10 protein-coding genes and 5 pseudogenes are annotated in these 16,245 nt (G+C 72.8%); 9 read left to right on the forward strand and 6 right to left on the reverse strand.

What is annotated here, in order from left to right; all coding sequences use genetic code 11:
* Window positions 1-381, reverse strand: a pseudogene (locus tag ACFWVE_RS32725) (ATP-binding protein); the annotation flags it as partial.
* 224 nt (window positions 382-605) lie between these two features.
* On the opposite strand from ACFWVE_RS32725, the pseudogene ACFWVE_RS32730 reads away from it, so the two are divergent.
* Both ACFWVE_RS32730 and ACFWVE_RS32735 read left to right on the forward strand, forming a co-directional pair.
* Window positions 606-1,491, forward strand: a pseudogene (locus ACFWVE_RS32730) (helix-turn-helix domain-containing protein).
* Entirely contained in the window at window positions 1,488-1,697 is a 210-nt protein-coding gene (locus ACFWVE_RS32735; RefSeq protein ID WP_384022133.1) for a DUF397 domain-containing protein, read from the forward strand. The pseudogene ACFWVE_RS32730 and the gene ACFWVE_RS32735 overlap by 4 nt, the downstream one beginning before the upstream one ends.
* Window positions 1,698-1,707: 10 nt before the next feature.
* On the opposite strand, the pseudogene ACFWVE_RS32740 reads toward ACFWVE_RS32735, so the two are convergent.
* Window positions 1,708-2,307 (reverse strand): annotated as a pseudogene (locus ACFWVE_RS32740) (N-6 DNA methylase); the annotation flags it as partial.
* 513 nt (window positions 2,308-2,820) lie between these two features.
* On the opposite strand from ACFWVE_RS32740, the gene ACFWVE_RS32745 reads away from it, so the two are divergent.
* Window positions 2,821-3,801 (forward strand): zinc-binding dehydrogenase, encoded by a 981-nt coding sequence (locus ACFWVE_RS32745; protein WP_384022136.1) that lies wholly within the window; start codon window positions 2,821-2,823, stop codon window positions 3,799-3,801.
* A 172-nt stretch (window positions 3,802-3,973) separates the two neighbouring features.
* Here the strand turns inward: ACFWVE_RS32745 and ACFWVE_RS32750 are convergent, their stop codons facing one another.
* The 3 genes from ACFWVE_RS32750 to ACFWVE_RS32760 form a co-directional block, all read right to left on the reverse strand.
* The gene (locus ACFWVE_RS32750; protein WP_384022139.1) at window positions 3,974-5,389 is read right to left on the reverse strand and encodes an amidase; all 1,416 of its coding nucleotides are present in this window, start codon (window positions 5,387-5,389) and stop codon (window positions 3,974-3,976) included.
* A gap of 184 nt (window positions 5,390-5,573) precedes the next feature.
* Window positions 5,574-5,927: a hypothetical protein gene (locus tag ACFWVE_RS32755; protein ID WP_384022142.1), complete on the reverse strand. Its 354-nt coding sequence runs from the start codon at window positions 5,925-5,927 to the stop codon at window positions 5,574-5,576.
* An 87-nt stretch (window positions 5,928-6,014) separates the two neighbouring features.
* Entirely contained in the window at window positions 6,015-6,209 is a 195-nt protein-coding gene (locus tag ACFWVE_RS32760; protein WP_042172665.1) for a hypothetical protein, read from the reverse strand.
* A 178-nt stretch (window positions 6,210-6,387) separates the two neighbouring features.
* On the opposite strand from ACFWVE_RS32760, the gene ACFWVE_RS32765 reads away from it, so the two are divergent.
* From ACFWVE_RS32765 to ACFWVE_RS32775, 3 genes are all read left to right on the forward strand, one after another.
* Entirely contained in the window at window positions 6,388-8,541 is a 2,154-nt protein-coding gene (locus ACFWVE_RS32765) for a prolyl oligopeptidase family serine peptidase (RefSeq protein ID WP_384022146.1), read from the forward strand.
* A gap of 426 nt (window positions 8,542-8,967) precedes the next feature.
* Window positions 8,968-9,939 carry an ATP-binding cassette domain-containing protein gene (locus ACFWVE_RS32770; protein ID WP_384022149.1) on the forward strand — a complete coding sequence of 324 codons (972 nt, stop codon included), beginning with the start codon at window positions 8,968-8,970 and terminating at the stop codon, window positions 9,937-9,939.
* Window positions 9,936-10,727 carry an ABC transporter permease gene (locus ACFWVE_RS32775; RefSeq protein ID WP_384022152.1) on the forward strand — a complete coding sequence of 264 codons (792 nt, stop codon included), beginning with the start codon at window positions 9,936-9,938 and terminating at the stop codon, window positions 10,725-10,727. The genes ACFWVE_RS32770 and ACFWVE_RS32775 overlap by 4 nt, the downstream gene beginning before the upstream one ends.
* Here ACFWVE_RS32775 and ACFWVE_RS32780 read toward each other — a convergent pair.
* The gene (locus ACFWVE_RS32780; RefSeq protein ID WP_384022155.1) at window positions 10,708-13,893 is read right to left on the reverse strand and encodes an ATP-binding protein; all 3,186 of its coding nucleotides are present in this window, start codon (window positions 13,891-13,893) and stop codon (window positions 10,708-10,710) included. The two genes, ACFWVE_RS32775 and ACFWVE_RS32780, sit on opposite strands and share 20 nt — an antisense overlap.
* A 595-nt stretch (window positions 13,894-14,488) precedes the next feature.
* Here ACFWVE_RS32780 and ACFWVE_RS32785 point away from each other — a divergent pair.
* From ACFWVE_RS32785 to ACFWVE_RS32795, 3 genes and pseudogenes are all read left to right on the forward strand, one after another.
* Window positions 14,489-14,653: pseudogene (locus tag ACFWVE_RS32785) on the forward strand (ATP-binding cassette domain-containing protein); the annotation flags it as partial.
* 314 nt (window positions 14,654-14,967) lie between these two features.
* Window positions 14,968-15,300, forward strand: a pseudogene (locus ACFWVE_RS32790) (ABC transporter ATP-binding protein); the annotation flags it as partial.
* Between the two features lie 30 nt (window positions 15,301-15,330).
* Window positions 15,331-16,143 (forward strand): ATP-binding cassette domain-containing protein, encoded by an 813-nt coding sequence (locus tag ACFWVE_RS32795; protein WP_384022158.1) that lies wholly within the window; start codon window positions 15,331-15,333, stop codon window positions 16,141-16,143.
* The last annotated feature ends 102 nt before the right edge of the window (window positions 16,144-16,245 follow it).

Here is a 16,245-nt window from a genome sequence, read left to right on the forward strand (position 1 = left end):
GGGCCGTGTTCCGGTGGCGCAAGGCTCAACTCCGCCCACACGGTTTTCCGCGGGAACCTCCCCTCCACCACCCCCCCAGCGGTCGGCCAGCGCCTCCACGAGCAGCAGCCCACGGCCCGACTCGTCCCCCGCGGCGGGCTCCTGCCGCGCGGGCAGCCGGTCGGCCCGCGTGTCGGTGACCTCGATGCGGAGCGTGGAGCCGACGACGTACAGCGTGAGGCGGAAGCTGCGGCCGGGCAGCCGGCCGTGCGTGGCGGCGTTGGCCGCCAGCTCCGCCACCACATGGCTCGCCGCCTCGTGGGGCAGGCCCCAGCTCCGGAGCGCGTCCACCGCGAGCAGACGGCCCAGCCGGGCCCCGCGCGGGGTGGACGACAACAGCATGGTGGTGTGGCGGACTTCGTGGCCGGGTCGGGTGTCCGTCCCGGTGATCTCCCGAGTTTTCTGATTCACGTCACTCAGCGTGGCCGACCGGACGTACCGTGGAGAGTAATCGCGCTGCTGCGTACGGTGACCGTCCAGGGCTTGTCCGGCCCTGTCCGAAGTGTCGAAACGGCCCCCGCCGGCACCGCGTGACGGTACGGCGCGACACAGCGGAGGAGCACGACATGTCGGTGGACGGCGAGGCGGTACGGGTCACGACCGAGGCGGACCGGACGGACGAACCGGGGTGGGAGGTCGACCCCGACGACGACTGGGCGCTCGCGGCAGTCGCCACCGTGGGTCGGCAGTTGAGGCTCCGCCGGGAGGCGGCGGGCATGCGGGTCGGCGAGTTCGCGGTGGCGGTGGGTTACGGCGCCGATCTGGTCTACAAGATCGAGAGCGGCAAGCGCATCCCCCCGGCCCGAGTACCTGGACACGGCGGACGAGGTGTTCAACGCCGGTGGCCTCATCGCGGCGATGAAGGAGGACGTGAAGAAGGTCCGGTATCCGAAGAAGGTGCGGGATCTGGCGCAGATGGAGGGGCGGGCGGTGGAGCTTCAGCTCTACGACCCCTTGAACATCCATGGGCTGTTGCAGACACCCGATTACGCCCGAGGGCTGCTTCTCATGCGGCGCCCCGCCTACTCTGCGGAAGAAGTCGAGCGGTTCATCTCCGCGCGCGTGGCCCGCAAGAGCATCTTCGAGCGGGACCCTGCTCCTGAACTCAGCTTCGTTCTTGAGGAGTGGGCGCTCCGGCGTCCCTTGGGTGGACAGGCCAGGCTCCGTCATCAGTTGGAGCACCTGCTGGAAGTCGGGCAGTTGCGTAACGTCGAACTGCAAGTGATGCCGATGGATCGTGAGGAGCATGCCGGATTGGCTGGTGGCATCGAGGTGCTGAAGTTCGAAGACGGCTCAATGGTGGGGCGCTCAATGGCTGTTGCCAACGGCCGACAGGTTTCCGAACCCAGACAGCTCCGTATCCTGGAACTCCGGTATGGCATCATCCGGGCGCAGGCCCCCACGCCTCGTGAGTCAGCCGCGGTCATCGAGCAACTGCTGGGGGAGACATGATCCGCAAGCCCTCGTCCGGGGACACCCCGGGCCTGGCGTGGTTCAAGAGCAGCTACAGCAGCAGCAGTGAGGGCGACTCATGCGTAGAGATCGCCATCCAGCCCGGCACCCTCCACGTCCGTGACTCCAAGGACGTGGAGGGCGGCCGACTGACCTTCTCCCCCGCCGCGTGGGCCGACTTCGTGCCGTACGCGGTCGAGGGCTGACGGGCCGTTTCTACTCGACCTCGGCCTCCGGTACGTCCACCTCACTGCCCAGGGAACGGGCGATGGCGGTGAACTCGTTGAGGGCGGACTGGAGGTCGCGGACGATCACCTCGGGCGGCAGCCCGCTGTCGGCGTCGTCGAGGGCGGGGTCCTTCATCCACGTGATGTCGAGGTTGACCTTGTCGCGGGCAACCAGGTCCTCGTAGCCGAACTTCTTGAACGGCCCGTTCTCACCCTCTGACTCCACGCGGGCAGAACTGGGCTCACCGGGCCGGCAGGCCGCCACGAAGTCGTCCAGGTGGGTGCGGGTGAGCGGGCGCTGCCTGAGCGTGAAGTGCCGGCCGGTGCGGAAGTCGTAGACCCACGTCTCGGCGGTGTGCGGCTTGCCGTCGGCGCGCGGGGCCGTCTTGTCGAAGAACAGGACATCGGCCTTGACGCCGCCCGCGTGGAAGATGCCGGTGGGCAGCCGCAGGATGGTGTGCAGGTCGAACTCGTCGAGCAGCTTGCGACGGATCTTCTCGCCCGCGCCGCCCCCGAAGAGGACGTTGTCCGGCAGGACGACCGCGGCGCGTTCGCCAACCGCCTTGAGGGACATGATGTGTTGTGGGAAGTTGAGTTGCTTGTTGGTGGTCGTGGAGGTGAAGTCGTCGCGGTCGTACTCGGTGTCCTGCTTCTCGGCCCCGCCCGTCCTGACCGATCACGGTGATCGCGGACTTGCGGCCGAACGGCGGGTTCGCGAGGACCGGCGTCGTACACCGGCAGGACCTTCGGCCTCGGCGTCGAACAGTTCGGAGCAGCCTCAGGAGGGGCCGTCCCTGTCCACAGCGCTGCCCGCAGCATGGTAGGCGCCGCCTTCCTCACCCTCGGCTGCGCCCTCATCCGCCGGCGACGCCTGGAAACCTCATTCTGTTGAGATTCCTGGGTGAGGGACGGGTCCGAGCGGGGTCTTTGTGCCACCGGGGCGTGATGTGTCACGGCTGAAACCGCCGCTGCTCGATGACGCTCGCGCCGCCGCGTGGAGAGCATCACCGCTGGGAGGCGCCCGTCGCGAAAGGCTTGACCTCAAGTGAAGTAGAGGTCGCAGAGTGGGGGTTCTTCTGCAGATCTACCGGAAGGAACGGTCATGCGCGCCGTCGTGCTGCACGAGTTCGGACCCGCTGAGAACCTCCGTTACGAGACCGTGCCCGATCCCGTACCGGGGCCGGGCGAGGTCCGCGTCTCGGTGAGGGCCGCGGGAGTCCACCAGATCGAGACGGCGATGCGCGAAGGGCTGGAGATCGGTCCGCCGCTTCCCGGACTTCCGGCGATCCTCGGGGGAGAGGTGGCCGGCGTCGTCGAGTCGGTCGGGCCGGATGTGGACGAGGCCTGGACCGGCACCAAGGTGGTGACCGCACACGGCAGGCCGGGGGGCTACGCCGAGCTCGCCGTCGCCGGCGTTTCGTCCCTGCACCGGATTCCGGCCGGACTGGGGTACGAGGCCGCCGCCACCATGGTCGTCACCGGCACGACCACCATCGGCCTGCTCGACATCGCGGAACTCACCTCCGGCGACGTGGTCCTGGTCACCTCCGCGGCCGGCGGCATCGGCCGGCTGGTCGTCCAGTTCGCCCACCGCCTCGGCGCCACGGTCATCGGCGCGGCGGGCGGACCGGCCAAGACGGCGGCCGTGCGGGAGCTGGGAGCGGACATCGCCGTCGACTACAACCTGCCGGACTGGGCGGGCACCGTCCGCGACGCCTTGGGCGGGCGCGGCGTCACGGCCGTTCTGGACGGTGTCGAGGGCGACAAGGGACGGGCCGCCTTCGGGCTGCTGGCCGAGGGAGGGCGCTACATCACCATCGGCGCGGCCTCGCGGGAGGAGTTCCGCCCCGACGAGGCGGAACTGAAGGAGCGCGGCGTGCACTTCACCGACGCACTGGCCCTGCTGCTGGAGGGCCAGGACGCGCCCGCCGACGAGGCCCGCGCGCTCACGGCGGCCGCCGAGGGGAGTCTGGTGCCCGCCTTCCAGACCTTCCCCCTGTCGCAGGCCGCCGCGGCGCACGCCGCCCTGCGGACGCGGGCGACGACAGGCAAGGTCGTCCTCGTCCCCGACGCCCACTGGTGAGAGACGGCCGGCGTCGGTCCAGCCGAAACAGTGGTCTCACGAAAACACCGGGCAACGTCGCCCGCCGGCCATGTCGTCAGGACCTGCTAACGGCGGTTCCACCACCCGCACACGGGCGGCCCCTCGCCGCTCCCGGCCGTTCACGCCCCCCCCCACCTGCCCGGCGAGCCCTTCAGAGGTCCTGGACCCGCCGGAACGGCTGGTCGGCCTCCAGCTCGAACGCGAGCTCCAGCAGCGTCCGTTCGGCGCCGGGGCGGCCGGAGAACATGACGCCGACGGGGAGGCCGTCCGGCGTCGTGCTCGTGGCCGGGACCGAGATCGACGGCGTTCCGACGACGTTGTTGACCGGGGTGAACGCCACGTACGCGACGATGCGGTCGATCAGGGTCGCGTAGGGGACGCTCGGGGCGAGGTGGCCGAGCGGGGGCGTGGTGTGGGCGAGGACCGGGGAGAGGACGAGGTCGAGTCCGCGGAACGCCGCCGCGTACGGCTCCCGCGTGCGCTTCAGCCGCCGCACCACGCCCGGCGTGCGCTGCCAGTTCCGCACGTACGTCTCGCGCAGGCCCCGGCTGAGGCCGTCCATGCGGCGCCGGTCGAAGTCCGGGCCGAGCGTCCTGCCCGTGACGCCGATCAGGAACGACAGCAGGCCCCAGTACGTGAGGAAGTCCTCCGTGAAGCGCGGGTCGATCGACAACTCCACCGGCTGCACGGTGTGGCCGAGCCGCTCCAGCCGCTGCGCCGTCTCCGTGGCGGCCGTCCGGGTGGCGGCGTCGGAGGGGACGCCGCTCGGCGAGTCCACCACGAGGCCGATGCGCAGCCGACGCTCCGAGGGACCCTCGACCAGCCCCACGGGCGGCAGTTTCGGGTTGCGCCAGTGCTGCTCGGCGGCGGCGAGGAACGCGGCGCTGTCCCGTACCGAGCGGCTCACCACGCCGTCGGTGACGACGTCGATCGGCAGTTGGCGGCCCTGCGCGTTCGGGACCGTCCGGCCCCGGGTGGGCTTCAGCCCGACGAGTCCGCAGCAGGCGGCGGGAATCCGGATCGAGCCGCCGCCGTCGTTGGCGTGCGCGATCGGCACCGCCCCGGCGGCGACCAGTGCCGCGCTGCCGCCGGACGAACCGCCCGCCGAGTGGCCCGTGTGCCACGGGTTGCGCACCGGCTCGGCGTCCTCGTACTCCGTGGTCGGGCTGAACCCGAACTCGGGCAGCCGGGTCTTGCCGAGCACCGTGACGCCGGTGCTGACGAACTGCCGGGCGAACGGGGCGTGCCGGCGCGCGTCCTTCGGCGCGAACGCGGCGCTGCCGTGTCCGGTGGGCAGCCCCCGGTAGTCGGTGTTGTCCTTGACGAAGGCCGGCACCCCGGTGAGGGCACCGGCCGGCCCGGAGCCGTGGTCCGGGGCGTCGATGTGCACCTGGACGGCGTGGAGCCGGGCGTCCACGGCCCTGACCCGTGCCGCCGCGTCGCGGGCGGCCTCGGCCGAGCTCACCTCTCTCCGCCGGATCGCCTCGGCGAGGCCGACGGCGTCGTGGTCGCCGAGGGCGTCGTCCCGGAAGGCGTGGACCCTGGTCTGTTCCTCGGAAGTCGTCATCGCCGGCTCCGCCCCTGAACGCGTGGATGCTGGCCCGCCATCATTCCTTACCGACGGGTAACAGGCGAGGGGCCGGCACGTACGATTCGCTCCGCCGCCGTCCGCGACGCGCCACCACGGGTGAGACGCGCGATGCCGAACCACAACAGCACGGCGGTGGCGAGCAGCACCAGGGCGGCGCAGTTCACCACGGTCGGGTTGACCGTCCCGGCACCGGGTCGTACTCCGCGTTGCACCTGTTGTGCAGCGGGAACAGCCTCTGGAACTCCTCGACATGGGCCGGACGGCAGGCACTGTCGTACGTCTGGTGATGGGCGTACGCGCATGCCTCGCCGACGTCGAGCCCGCCGCCGAGTGCTCCTCGAACCCAGTCCGCGAAGCCGACGAACAGCGCGAGGGACCACAGCCGCGCCCACCACGGCGGGCGCTGCCACGATCCGTCGCGCAGGCCGACGGGGATGCGGTAGAGGTTCCGGAGACTCCACAGCAGCCACACCACGAGGAGCCCGGTGACAGCGAGCAGCCCGGCTTCCCTCACGCGCCCGTCCTGGGATCCGTCCGGGCCTGCCTGGTGCGCCGACAGCCCGGCAGGGGCCCGGAGTCGGGCCGGGCGCGGCCGGCCGCGTCAGAAGTTTATGCTGCCGATCATCCCCGCGATGTTGGTCGTCAGCTCGCTGATCGTGGGCGCGATCGTCGACGACGCCATGTAGAAGCCGAGGAGCATGCAGACGACCGCATGCCCCGCCTTGAGGCCCGACTTCTTGATCAGCAGGAAGACGATGATCGCCAGCAGCACTACCGCCGAAATCGAGAGTGCCACGGCGGCTCACCTCCAAGGATCCCAGGACGACAGGGGGGTAGGAATATGGGGGCAGATAAATCCGTACAGCAGCCAGCAGGTTCATACCCACTATGCGCCAACGATCATAACTATCCGTACGTGCGCATCGGTCGGCGCACGGCCGCACAAGGGGGCGCATGGCCAATATGGTCATGGCATGACCAAAGACGCTGACTCCTTCCCCCGACGGCACGCCCGCACCCAGCGCTTCACGCTCGGCGCGCCGCGTTCGTTCACCGTGGCACCCGACGGTTCCCGGGTGGTGTTCCTGCGCTCGGGTTCCGGTACGGACCGGACGAATTCGCTGTGGGTGCTCGACCCCCGGGACGGCGGGGAACGCATGGCGGCCGACCCGCACGCCCTGCTGGGCGGCGCCGCGGAGAGCCTGTCGGCCCAGGAGCGGGCGCGGCGCGAACGCAGCCGCGAGGGGGGCGCCGGCATCGTCGGCTACGCCACCGACGCGCAGGTCGAGTTGGCCTCTTTCTCCTTGTCAGGACGGCTTTTCGCAGCCGAGCTGCGGGCCGGGACGGCGCGTGAACTGCCCACTCCCACACCGGTGATCGACCCCCGGCCGTCGCCCGACGGGCGTCACGTCGCGTACGTCGCGCAGGGCGCGCTGCGGGTCGTGGGCGCCGAGGGGACGGACGACCGCGCGCTGGCCGCCCCCGAGACGGAGAACGTCACCTACGGTCTGGCGGAGTTCGTCGCGGCCGAGGAGATGGGGCGTTCGCGGGGCTTCTGGTGGGCGCCCGGCTCGGACCGGCTGCTGGTGGCGCGCGCGGACGACACGCCGGTGAGGCGGTGGTGGATCTCCGATCCGGCACACCCGGGACGGGAGCCCCAGCGGGTGGCGTACCCGGCGGCGGGCACCGCGAACGCGGAGGTGCGGCTGTTCGTGATCGGACTGGACGGGGCGCGTACGGAGGTCGTGTGGGACCGGGCGCGGTACCCGTACCTGGCGCATGTGCACTGGTCAGCGGCGGGTGCGCCCCTGCTGCTCGTACAGGCGCGCGACCAGCGCAGTCAGCTGTTCCTGGCGGTGGACCCGGACACCGGGGCGACCCGGATGGTGCACGCCGACGAAGATCCAATTTGGCTGGATCTTTTCGCGGGGGTGCCGTGCTGGAGTCCTTCGGGACAGCTGGTCCGGATCACGGACGAGGGGGGTGCACGACGACTCGCCGTCGGCGAACGCCCACTGACCGGACCGCAGTTGCACATCCGCGCGGTACTGGACGTGTCGGACGACGACGTGCTGGTGTCGGCGTCGGCGGGAGCGGAGCCGGGTCCGAGGCCGGGGGCGGCGGACGGCGGACCGGAGATCGGCGAGGTGCACGTCTACCGGGTGAACGAACTGGGCGTGGAGCGCGTCTCCCGGGAGCCGGGCGTGCACTCCGCGGTACGCGCCGGGGGCGTGACCGTACTCGTGTCCGCGACACCGGACCGGCCGGGGACGCGGGCGCGGGTTCTGCGTGACGGGAAAACGACGGCGACTGTCCGCTCGTACGCCGAAGACCCCGGTATGTCCCCCCGGGTGACGCTCACCCAGGGGGGCGCACGCAAAATTCCGTGCGCCGTGCTTATGCCAACGGACTACCACGGCGACACTCCCCTCCCCGTCCTCATGGACCCCTACGGCGGCCCGCACGGCCAGCGCGTGGTGGCCGCGCGCAACCCCCATCTGACCTCGCAGTGGTTCGCCGACCAGGGCTTCGCGGTGATCGTCGCCGACGGCCGCGGCACCCCCGGCCACTCCCCCGCCTGGGAGAAGGCCGTCAAGGACGACATCGCCGCGATCACCCTCCAGGACCAGGTGGACGCGCTCCAGGCCCTCGCCTCCGACTTCCCGCTCGACCTGGACCGCGTCGCCATCCGGGGCTGGTCCTTCGGCGGTTACCTGGCCGCCCTCGCGGCGCTGCGCCGGCCGGACGTCTTCCACGCGGCCGTGGTGGGCGCCCCGGTCACCGACCTGCGCCTGTACGACACCCACTACCAGGAGCGCTACCTCGGTCACCCGGACGAGCAGCCTGAGGTCTACCGCCGCAACTCGGTGATCGACGACGCGGGTCTGGTCGACGCCGCCGCACCGCACCGCCCCATGATGATCATCCACGGGCTGGCGGACGACAACGTCGTGGTCGCCCACTCGCTGCGCCTGTCCTCGGCCCTCCTCGCGGCCGGCCGCCCCCACGAGGTGCTGCCCCTGTCCGGCGTCACGCACATGACTCCGCAGGAGGAAGTCGCCGAGAACCTGCTCCGCCTCCAACTGGACTTCCTCAGGCGCTCGCTGGGTCCGACGACGCACGGCTGACCACCACCACGGCCCGACCGCCGGCGGAACCCGACCGTCGACGTCCCCGGGCCGTGGGACCACGGAGCAGCGCCCCCTGCCGAGGAGGCCTTCCCGCCGTCGCAGCCGCGTCGAGGCCGCGAGGTCGCGTCCCGCGAGATGGTGTGAGCGGTCATGCGCTTCGCCCTCCGGTACCCGGCTCGCGAGGATCTCCCCGTTGGCGCGGCACACGAAGTGGCCCGGTCGGACGCCAGGAGTGCCCCAGCCGGCCGAAGTCCCCGGCGTGACCTGCGGGTCCCGGTCCGTCGACCGGCTGCGCCACCCGGCGGGCCGCCATCGGCCGCAACCGGGGAGGCGGTAGGGCACCACGTCCTCCGCCGCCCGGTTTCAGGGCGCTGAAAGCATTCTGAAACCGCGTTGAACGCGCCCTGCCGCAACCTCTGCGGCATGACGACAACGACATCGCACTCTTCCGCCATCGCGGCCAAGGGGCTGCGCAAGGCCTACGGGGACAGGACGGTCCTCGACGGCATCGACCTGGCGGTGCCGGCCGGGTCCGTGTTCGCGCTGCTCGGCCCGAACGGCGCCGGCAAGACCACCGCCGTGAAGATCCTCTCCACCCTCGTCACCGCAGACGCCGGCGAGCTGCGCGTCGGCGGCCACGACCTGGCCGCCGACCCGCAGGCCGTGCGTGCCGCGATCGGCGTCACCGGCCAGTTCTCCGCCGTCGACGGCCTGATCACCGGCGAGGAGAACATGCTCCTCATGGCGGATCTGCACCACCTCTCCCGCAGCGAGGGCCGCCGCATCGCAGCCGAACTCCTGGAGCGATTCGACCTGGTGGAGGCCGCGAAGAAGCCCGCCTCCACCTACTCCGGCGGCATGAAGCGCCGCCTCGACCTCGCCATGACCCTGGTCGGCGGCCCGCGCATCATCTTCCTCGACGAGCCGACCACCGGCCTCGACCCGCGCAGCCGCCACAACATGTGGCAGATCATCCGTGAGCTCGTCTCCGACGGCGTCACCGTCTTCCTCACCACCCAGTACCTGGAGGAGGCCGACGAGCTCGCCGACCGCATCGCGGTGCTGAACGACGGCAGGATCGCCGCCGAGGGCAGCGCCGACGAGCTGAAGCGGATCGTCCCCGGCGGACACGTCCGGCTGCGGTTCACCGACCCGGAGGCGTACCGGTCCGCCGCCGTCGCACTGCGCGAGGCCGCACGGGACGACGAGGCACTGTCCCTGCAGATCCCCAGCGGCGGCAGCCAGCGCGAGCTGCGCTCCATCCTCGACTGGCTGGACTCGGCCGGCATCGAGGCGGACGAGCTGACCGTCCACACCCCCGACCTCGACGACGTGTTCTTCGCCCTGACCGGCCCGGCCGGCGTCACCGACCAGTCCAAGGAGAACGTCCGATGAGTGCCCTCTCCCTCGCCGTCCGCGACTCGAACACGATGCTGCGCCGCAACCTGCTGCACGCGTGGCGCTACCCGTCCGCGACCCTGAACCTGCTGCTCACGCCGATCATGCTGCTGCTGCTCTTCGTCTATATCTTCGGCGACGTGATGAGCGCGGGCATCGGCGGCGGTGGCGCCGACCGCTCCGAGTACATCGCCTACATCGTCCCGGGCATTCTGATGATGACCATCGGCAGCACCGTGATCGGGGCCGCGGTGTACATCTCCATGGACATGAACGAGGGCCTCATCGCCCGCTTCCGCACGATGGCGGTCTACCGCGGCTCCGTGATCGTCGGACACGTCGCCGGCAGCGTGCTGCAGTGCATCGCCAGCGTGGTCCTCGTCGGTGCCGTCGGCGTGGCCATCGGCTTCCGGTCCACGGACGCCACGGCCCTGGAGTGGCTGGCGGCGTTCGGGCTGCTCACGCTGTTCGCCCTGGCGCTCACCTGGATCGCGGTCGGCATGGGCATGGCCAGCCCGAACCCCGAGGCGGCCAGCAACAGCGCGATGCCGCTGATCCTCCTCCCCCTCATCTCCAGCGCCTTCATCCCGGCCGACACGATGCCGGGCTGGTTCCGGCCCATCGCCGAGTACCAGCCCTTCACCCCGGCCATCGAGACCCTGCGGGGACTGCTGCTCGGCACCGGGATCGGCAACAACGGCTGGATCGCGATCGCCTGGTGCATCGGCCTGTCCGCCCTCGGCTACCGCTGGACGACGGCGCTGTTCAACCGCGACCCGAAGTAACCGCCATGACGGCGCGGGCCGCCTCCCGCAGCTCGTCCCGCTCCAGGGCGGCGTACTCCGACACCGCGTCGGCGTACGCCGCCCCGGCGGCGTTCCCGGCGGCCCCCACCGCCTTGCGGGCGCGGTCCGCCGACATCGTCGGCTGGTAGTCGCGCAGCACCCGCAGCCGTTCGGCCAGCGCCAGCATCCGTGCGGCCGAGGCGTCGCCGGAGGCGAGCCCCGCCATGCCGAGGGCGTGCAGCACCGTTCCGAACACAGGAAGCTCCATGGGCGAGCCGGCCGGACCGGAGAGCAGGGTCCGCAGCCCCTGCCGCAGCCGGTCGACCGGCTCCGCGACCAGCTCGAGACGGCCGGCATGCGCGTGCGCCGTCACCGCCACCGACTGGATCTTCAGCGCCCACCGGTCGAGGAAGGGATCGCCGCTGTACATCGGGCCGGCCTCGGTCACCCCCTCCACGGCGCTGCGCCACAAGCCGAGCCCGACCTCCGTCAGCCCACGGGCGAGGGCGATCTCGGCGCGGCTGCCGGGGTCGACGCTGCCGGGGTCGCCCTTCTGCTGGATGCCGACGTCCTCCGCCTGCCGCAGCCAGTACTCGGCCTCGTCGGGGTCGCCGCGCTGCAGGCAGGCGAGGACGAGGCCCCAGCGGACGCCGATGGTGTCGTGCTCGTCGCCGAGCCGCGGCAGCGCCCCGAGCGCCGCCTTGAGATGCCCGTACGCGGCCTCGCCCTGCTCCATCTGCAAGCACAGCTGGCTCAGCCGGGTGTGGCCCATGACCTGCAGGAACGGGTTGTCGACCGGCGCCAGTGCGGGGATGGCCCGGTGGGCCGAGGCGAGCGCGCGGTCGATGTCGTGCTCCGACTCCCAGACGTAGGTGGCGACGTACTCGGCGACGCCGGCGAGCAGCGGCTGCCCGCTGTCGCAGAGCTTCTGCAGCACGTCGTAGTCGGGAGGCAGCATCTCGGGGACCGCGCTCAGCACTGCCGCGACGGCGCGCAGCAGTGTGTCCGGCGGGGCCGGGGGGAGCCGCCGGAGGGTGACGAGCTGGCGTACGACGTGCGGGCCGTAGCCCATGAACAGGCTCACCGTGCACAACACCGCTGCGGCGCGGGCGACTTCGACGTATTCGGGCTCCGGGTGGTAATGCGACAGCGGCGGTCCGGTGTCCGCGGCGAGGGCGACGAGGCGAAGGTAGTTGGAGTCCGTGGACCACAGGGCGGCGAGGGCGGCGGTGAGGGCGGCGATGGTGGGGCCGTCCGTGCGGGCGAGGGCGTGCCGCAGGGCCGGCACGAGGTTGTCCTGCTCGGCCCTGATCCGCTCCCTGACGGCAACGGGGTATCCGCTGTCCGGGCGAAGCCGAGAGCCCGGGGAAGGCTGCGAGCCGAAGAGCCAGTCGTGGTGCGCGACCCCGAAGTCCCGCGCCCAGGCGAGGAACCGGCCGACGGCCTCCTCGTCCTCGCCCGCCTCCGCGCGCCGGGCCGCGCTGAACTCCCGTACGGTCTCCAGCATCCGGAACCGCACGCCGGCCGGGGTGTCGACGACGGTCAGCAGGGACTGGCCGGCCAGCTGCTCCAGCAGCGTCAGCGCGTCCTCGCCCAGCACCTGCTCCGCCGCTTCGCCCGAGAAGCCGCCGGGGAAGACGGACAGGGTGCGCAGCGCCGCCCTGGCGTCCTCCGCGAGCAGGTTCCAGCTCCACTCCACGACCGCGTGCAGCGTGCGATGGCGCTCCGGCGCGTCCCGCGCCCCGCCGCGAAGCAGCGCGAACCGGTCGCCGAGGCGGCGGGCGATCTCCTGCACCGAAAGGACCCGCACCCGCGCCGCGGCCAGCTCCGCGGCGAGCGGCAGCCCGTCGAGGTGGCGGCACAACTCGGCCACCGCGTCCGGCGGCAGCTCCACGCCGGGCCGGGCGGCCCGGGCCCGCTGCGTGAACAGCTCGATGGAGGTGTCGAGCACGAGCTCGGGCAGCGCGTACACCGCCTCCGAGGTGAGGCCGAGCGGGGCCCTGCTGGTGGCGAGCACCCGCAGGTCCTCCGAGGACGAGACCAGGGCCTGGACGAGGTCGGCGGCGCCCCGGACGACCTGTTCGCAGTTGTCGAGGACCAGCAGAGCGGGCCCGGAGCCGAGCGCGCCGAGGATGCCGGACACCAGGTCGGCCGGGGCGTGGCCGTTCATGGCGCCGGGCCGCCCCTCGCCCGCGCCGAGCGCGGAGGCCACCTCCGCGGCCACGTCCGCGTCCGCGGTGACGCCGGCGAGCGGCACGAAATACGCCACGCGCTGCTCGGCCCGGCGGCTGACGGCGTGGGCGAGCCGGGTCTTGCCGAGGCCACCGGGGCCGACGACGGTGACGGCGCGGAAGGCGCCCAGCAGCCGCTCCACCGCCGCGATGTCCTCGTCCCGTCCCAGCAGCGGGTTCGGCTCGTGCGGCACGCCGTGCCTGACCACGGGCGCCTCGCCGCGCAGCAGCTCCTGCTGTACGGCCTTGAGTCCGGTGCCCGGGTCCGTGCCGAGCGCCTCGCGCAGCTCACGGCGGTACGCCTCGTACCGCGTCAGCGCGGCGGACGGGCCCGCCGTCGCCGCCTCGCCGCGCAGCAGCTCGGCGAGCACCTCCTCGTCGCGTGGATGCTCCGCGGCGGCCACGGCCAGCGGCCCGGCCGCCTCCGCGTGCCGCCCGAGCCGGGCGAGCGCGAGGGCCTGCGCGCGCACGAGCGCGCCGCGGACGGGGGCGCGCTCGGTGCGCAGCGCGGCCACGGGGCCGTCGGTGCCGCCGGCCCCGTCAGGGGTGCCCTCCCACAGCGCGAGCCCGGCCTCGGCCGCGGCCAGCGATCCCGCGTGGTCCCCGGCCCTGGCCCGGTCCGCGCTCGCGGCGGCGTGCAGCAGCAGGGCGGAGCTGTCGACCTGCTCCTCGGCGAGGGCGAGCCGGTATCCGGTCGGCGTGCTCGCGAGGACGTCGGAGCCCAGCTGCGCCCGCGCCCTGGACACGAGGACCTGCACCGCCTTTCCCGGCCGCTCCGGTAACGCGTCCGGCCACAGCCCTGCCACGAGCCGCTCGGTGCTGCAGCCCGTGCGCAGGTCGCCCGCGAGCAGCGCGAGGAGGCCGCGGAGCCGGGGCGCGGTGACCTCCTGTCCGCGATAGGCGACACGCGGCAGCAGGGTCAGATCGGTGGTCACCCGTGCAGATTAGCCAAGGCGGCGACCGCCGTGACTCCCGCCGGGGCCTAACTCCCGCCGCGCGGACGTCCCTTGCGCGACGCGCGTCCACGGACGACCGTGGAATTCAGCCACCGGTGGCACGGATACCGCCCCCCGAAGCCTCGTCCGCATCCGCCGCTCCGGAGGCTGGATTCCGTTAACACGGAGGCAACTCCGGTGAATCGGTACCGATATACGGACACGCGAGGCTGCTGCGCGTACGGCCGTGCGGGTGCCGTGAACGGGCCGGGGCGCGCCATGTCGCCCCGGCCCGTTGCCCTGCCCGGCCGCCCCGGCTGCACAGCCGCCCCGGTTGTCCCGGCCGCCCGGAAAACCGGAGGAACGGTGGCGGCGCCGCTGTTACCGTGGACGACATGGCACGAGGTATCTGGTCGCAGAAGGTTCGACTCCGCCGCTGACGGCGGCGCCTTCTCCCTGTTGACACAGCGCTCGCCGTTCCGGTTCCTGCCGGGCGGCCGCCTTTCGCTGCCCCCGGCTCCCCCTGCGAGCTGCGGAGCATCCGTTGAACCTCACTCCTCCGACCACCCCTGCCGGCGTCGCCACCCCTGAAGTCATGTCCCTGCCCGCCACGGCGGGCGGCAGCGCGCACCTCCGTGCCGAGGGTGTCACCCTCGCCCGCGGGTCGCGGCATGTCCTGAACGACGTCACGGTCACCGTCTCCGCCCGGTCGCGGCTCGCCGTCGTCGGCGAGAACGGCCGGGGCAAGACGACCCTGCTGCACGTCCTGGCCGGGCTGCTCTCCCCCGACGAGGGCACCGTGCACCGGGCCGGCACCGTCGGCCTGGCCCGCCAGGAGCTGTCCGCGCGGGACGGCGAGACCGTCGGCACCCTGACCTCCGAGGCGCTGGCCCCGTCCCTCGCCGCCCTCCGCGCGCTGGACGGGGCGGCCCTCGCCATGGCGAGGGCGACGGCCCCGCCGCCGACGACCGCTACGCCGCCGCGCTCGACGCCGCCACCCGGCTCGACGCGTGGGACGCCCAGCGCCGCGTCGACGTCGCCCTCGATGCCCTCGGCGCCTGCACCGACCGCGGCCGTCCGCTGGCGGCGCTGTCGGTCGGGCAGCGCTACCGGGTCCGGCTGGCCTGCCTGCTCGGCGCGCTCCACGACATCCTGCTGCTCGACGAGCCGACCAACCACCTCGACGCGGGAGGCCTGGACTTCCTGACCCGCCGCCTGCGCGATCACTCCGGCGCCCTCGCCGTCGTCAGCCACGACCGGGCGCTGCTGCGGGACGTCGCGGACCGCTTCCTCGACCTCGGCCCGGCCCGCGACGGGAAGCCGCGCCCGTACGCCGGCGGCTACGACGCATGGCAGGACGCCCGGCGCCGTGAGCGCGAACGCTGGGAGCAGGAGTACGAGGAGCAGCAGGCCGAGCACCGGAGGCTGAAGGACGCCGTGTCCAGGGCGCGCGACCGGCTCTCCACGGGCCGGCGCCCGGACAAGGGCACCGGCAGGCACCAGCGGCAGTCCCGCGCGCCGGGCGTGGTGCAGGCCCTGAACCGGCAGCAGGACGCCCTGGACGCGCACCGCGTCGACGTGCCGGAGCCGCCGTCCGCGCTGCGCCGGCCGGACCCGGGGGTGCGGCCGGGCGCGCCCCTGCTGCGGGCGCACGGCGTCGCGGTCGACGGACGGCTGGCCGGTCTTGTCGACCTCACCCTCGACGGCGGTGACCGGCTGCTCGTCACCGGACCGAACGGTGCCGGGAAGTCCACGCTGCTCGCCGTACTGGCCGGCGCGCTCGAGCCCACGCGGGGGTACGTGCGGGCGGCGAAGGGGGCGCGGGTCGTCCGCGTCACCCAGGAGACCGCCGCGCAGGACCCCGCGCTCACCGCCCGCGAGGTGCACGCCCGCCATGTCGGACGGCTGGTGGCGCGCGGCGCGCTCCGCGACGCCGACGCCGTCCCGCTCGGGGCCCTCGGGCTGCTGGACTCCGAGGCGCTGCGCACGCCGGTCGGGCGGATGTCCCAGGGGCAGCAGCGGCGGCTCGACCTGGCGCCGGCGCCGGCCGGGCGGCCCGGACTGGTCCTGCTCGACGAGCCGACCAACCACCTGTCGTCGGCACTCGTCGACGAGCTGACCGACGCGCTCCGCGCCACGAGCGCCGCCGTCGTCGTCGCGACCCACGACCGGCAACTGCTGCGCGACCTCGCGAACTGGCCACGACTGGAGGTGACCGCACTCCAGCACCGGAAGGACGGGGAGGACTAGGACTGTCCGGCGGATCAAGTCGGAGGCAACCGACGACAACGCCGCGGGCAAGCGTGCCGGACCCCGCGTCTTCGGCATGATCCGCCGGACAGGCCCCAGGGA

It is taken from the genome of Streptomyces sp. NPDC058632, from assembly GCF_042717095.1.
Classification (GTDB): Bacteria; Actinomycetota; Actinomycetes; order Streptomycetales; family Streptomycetaceae; genus Streptomyces.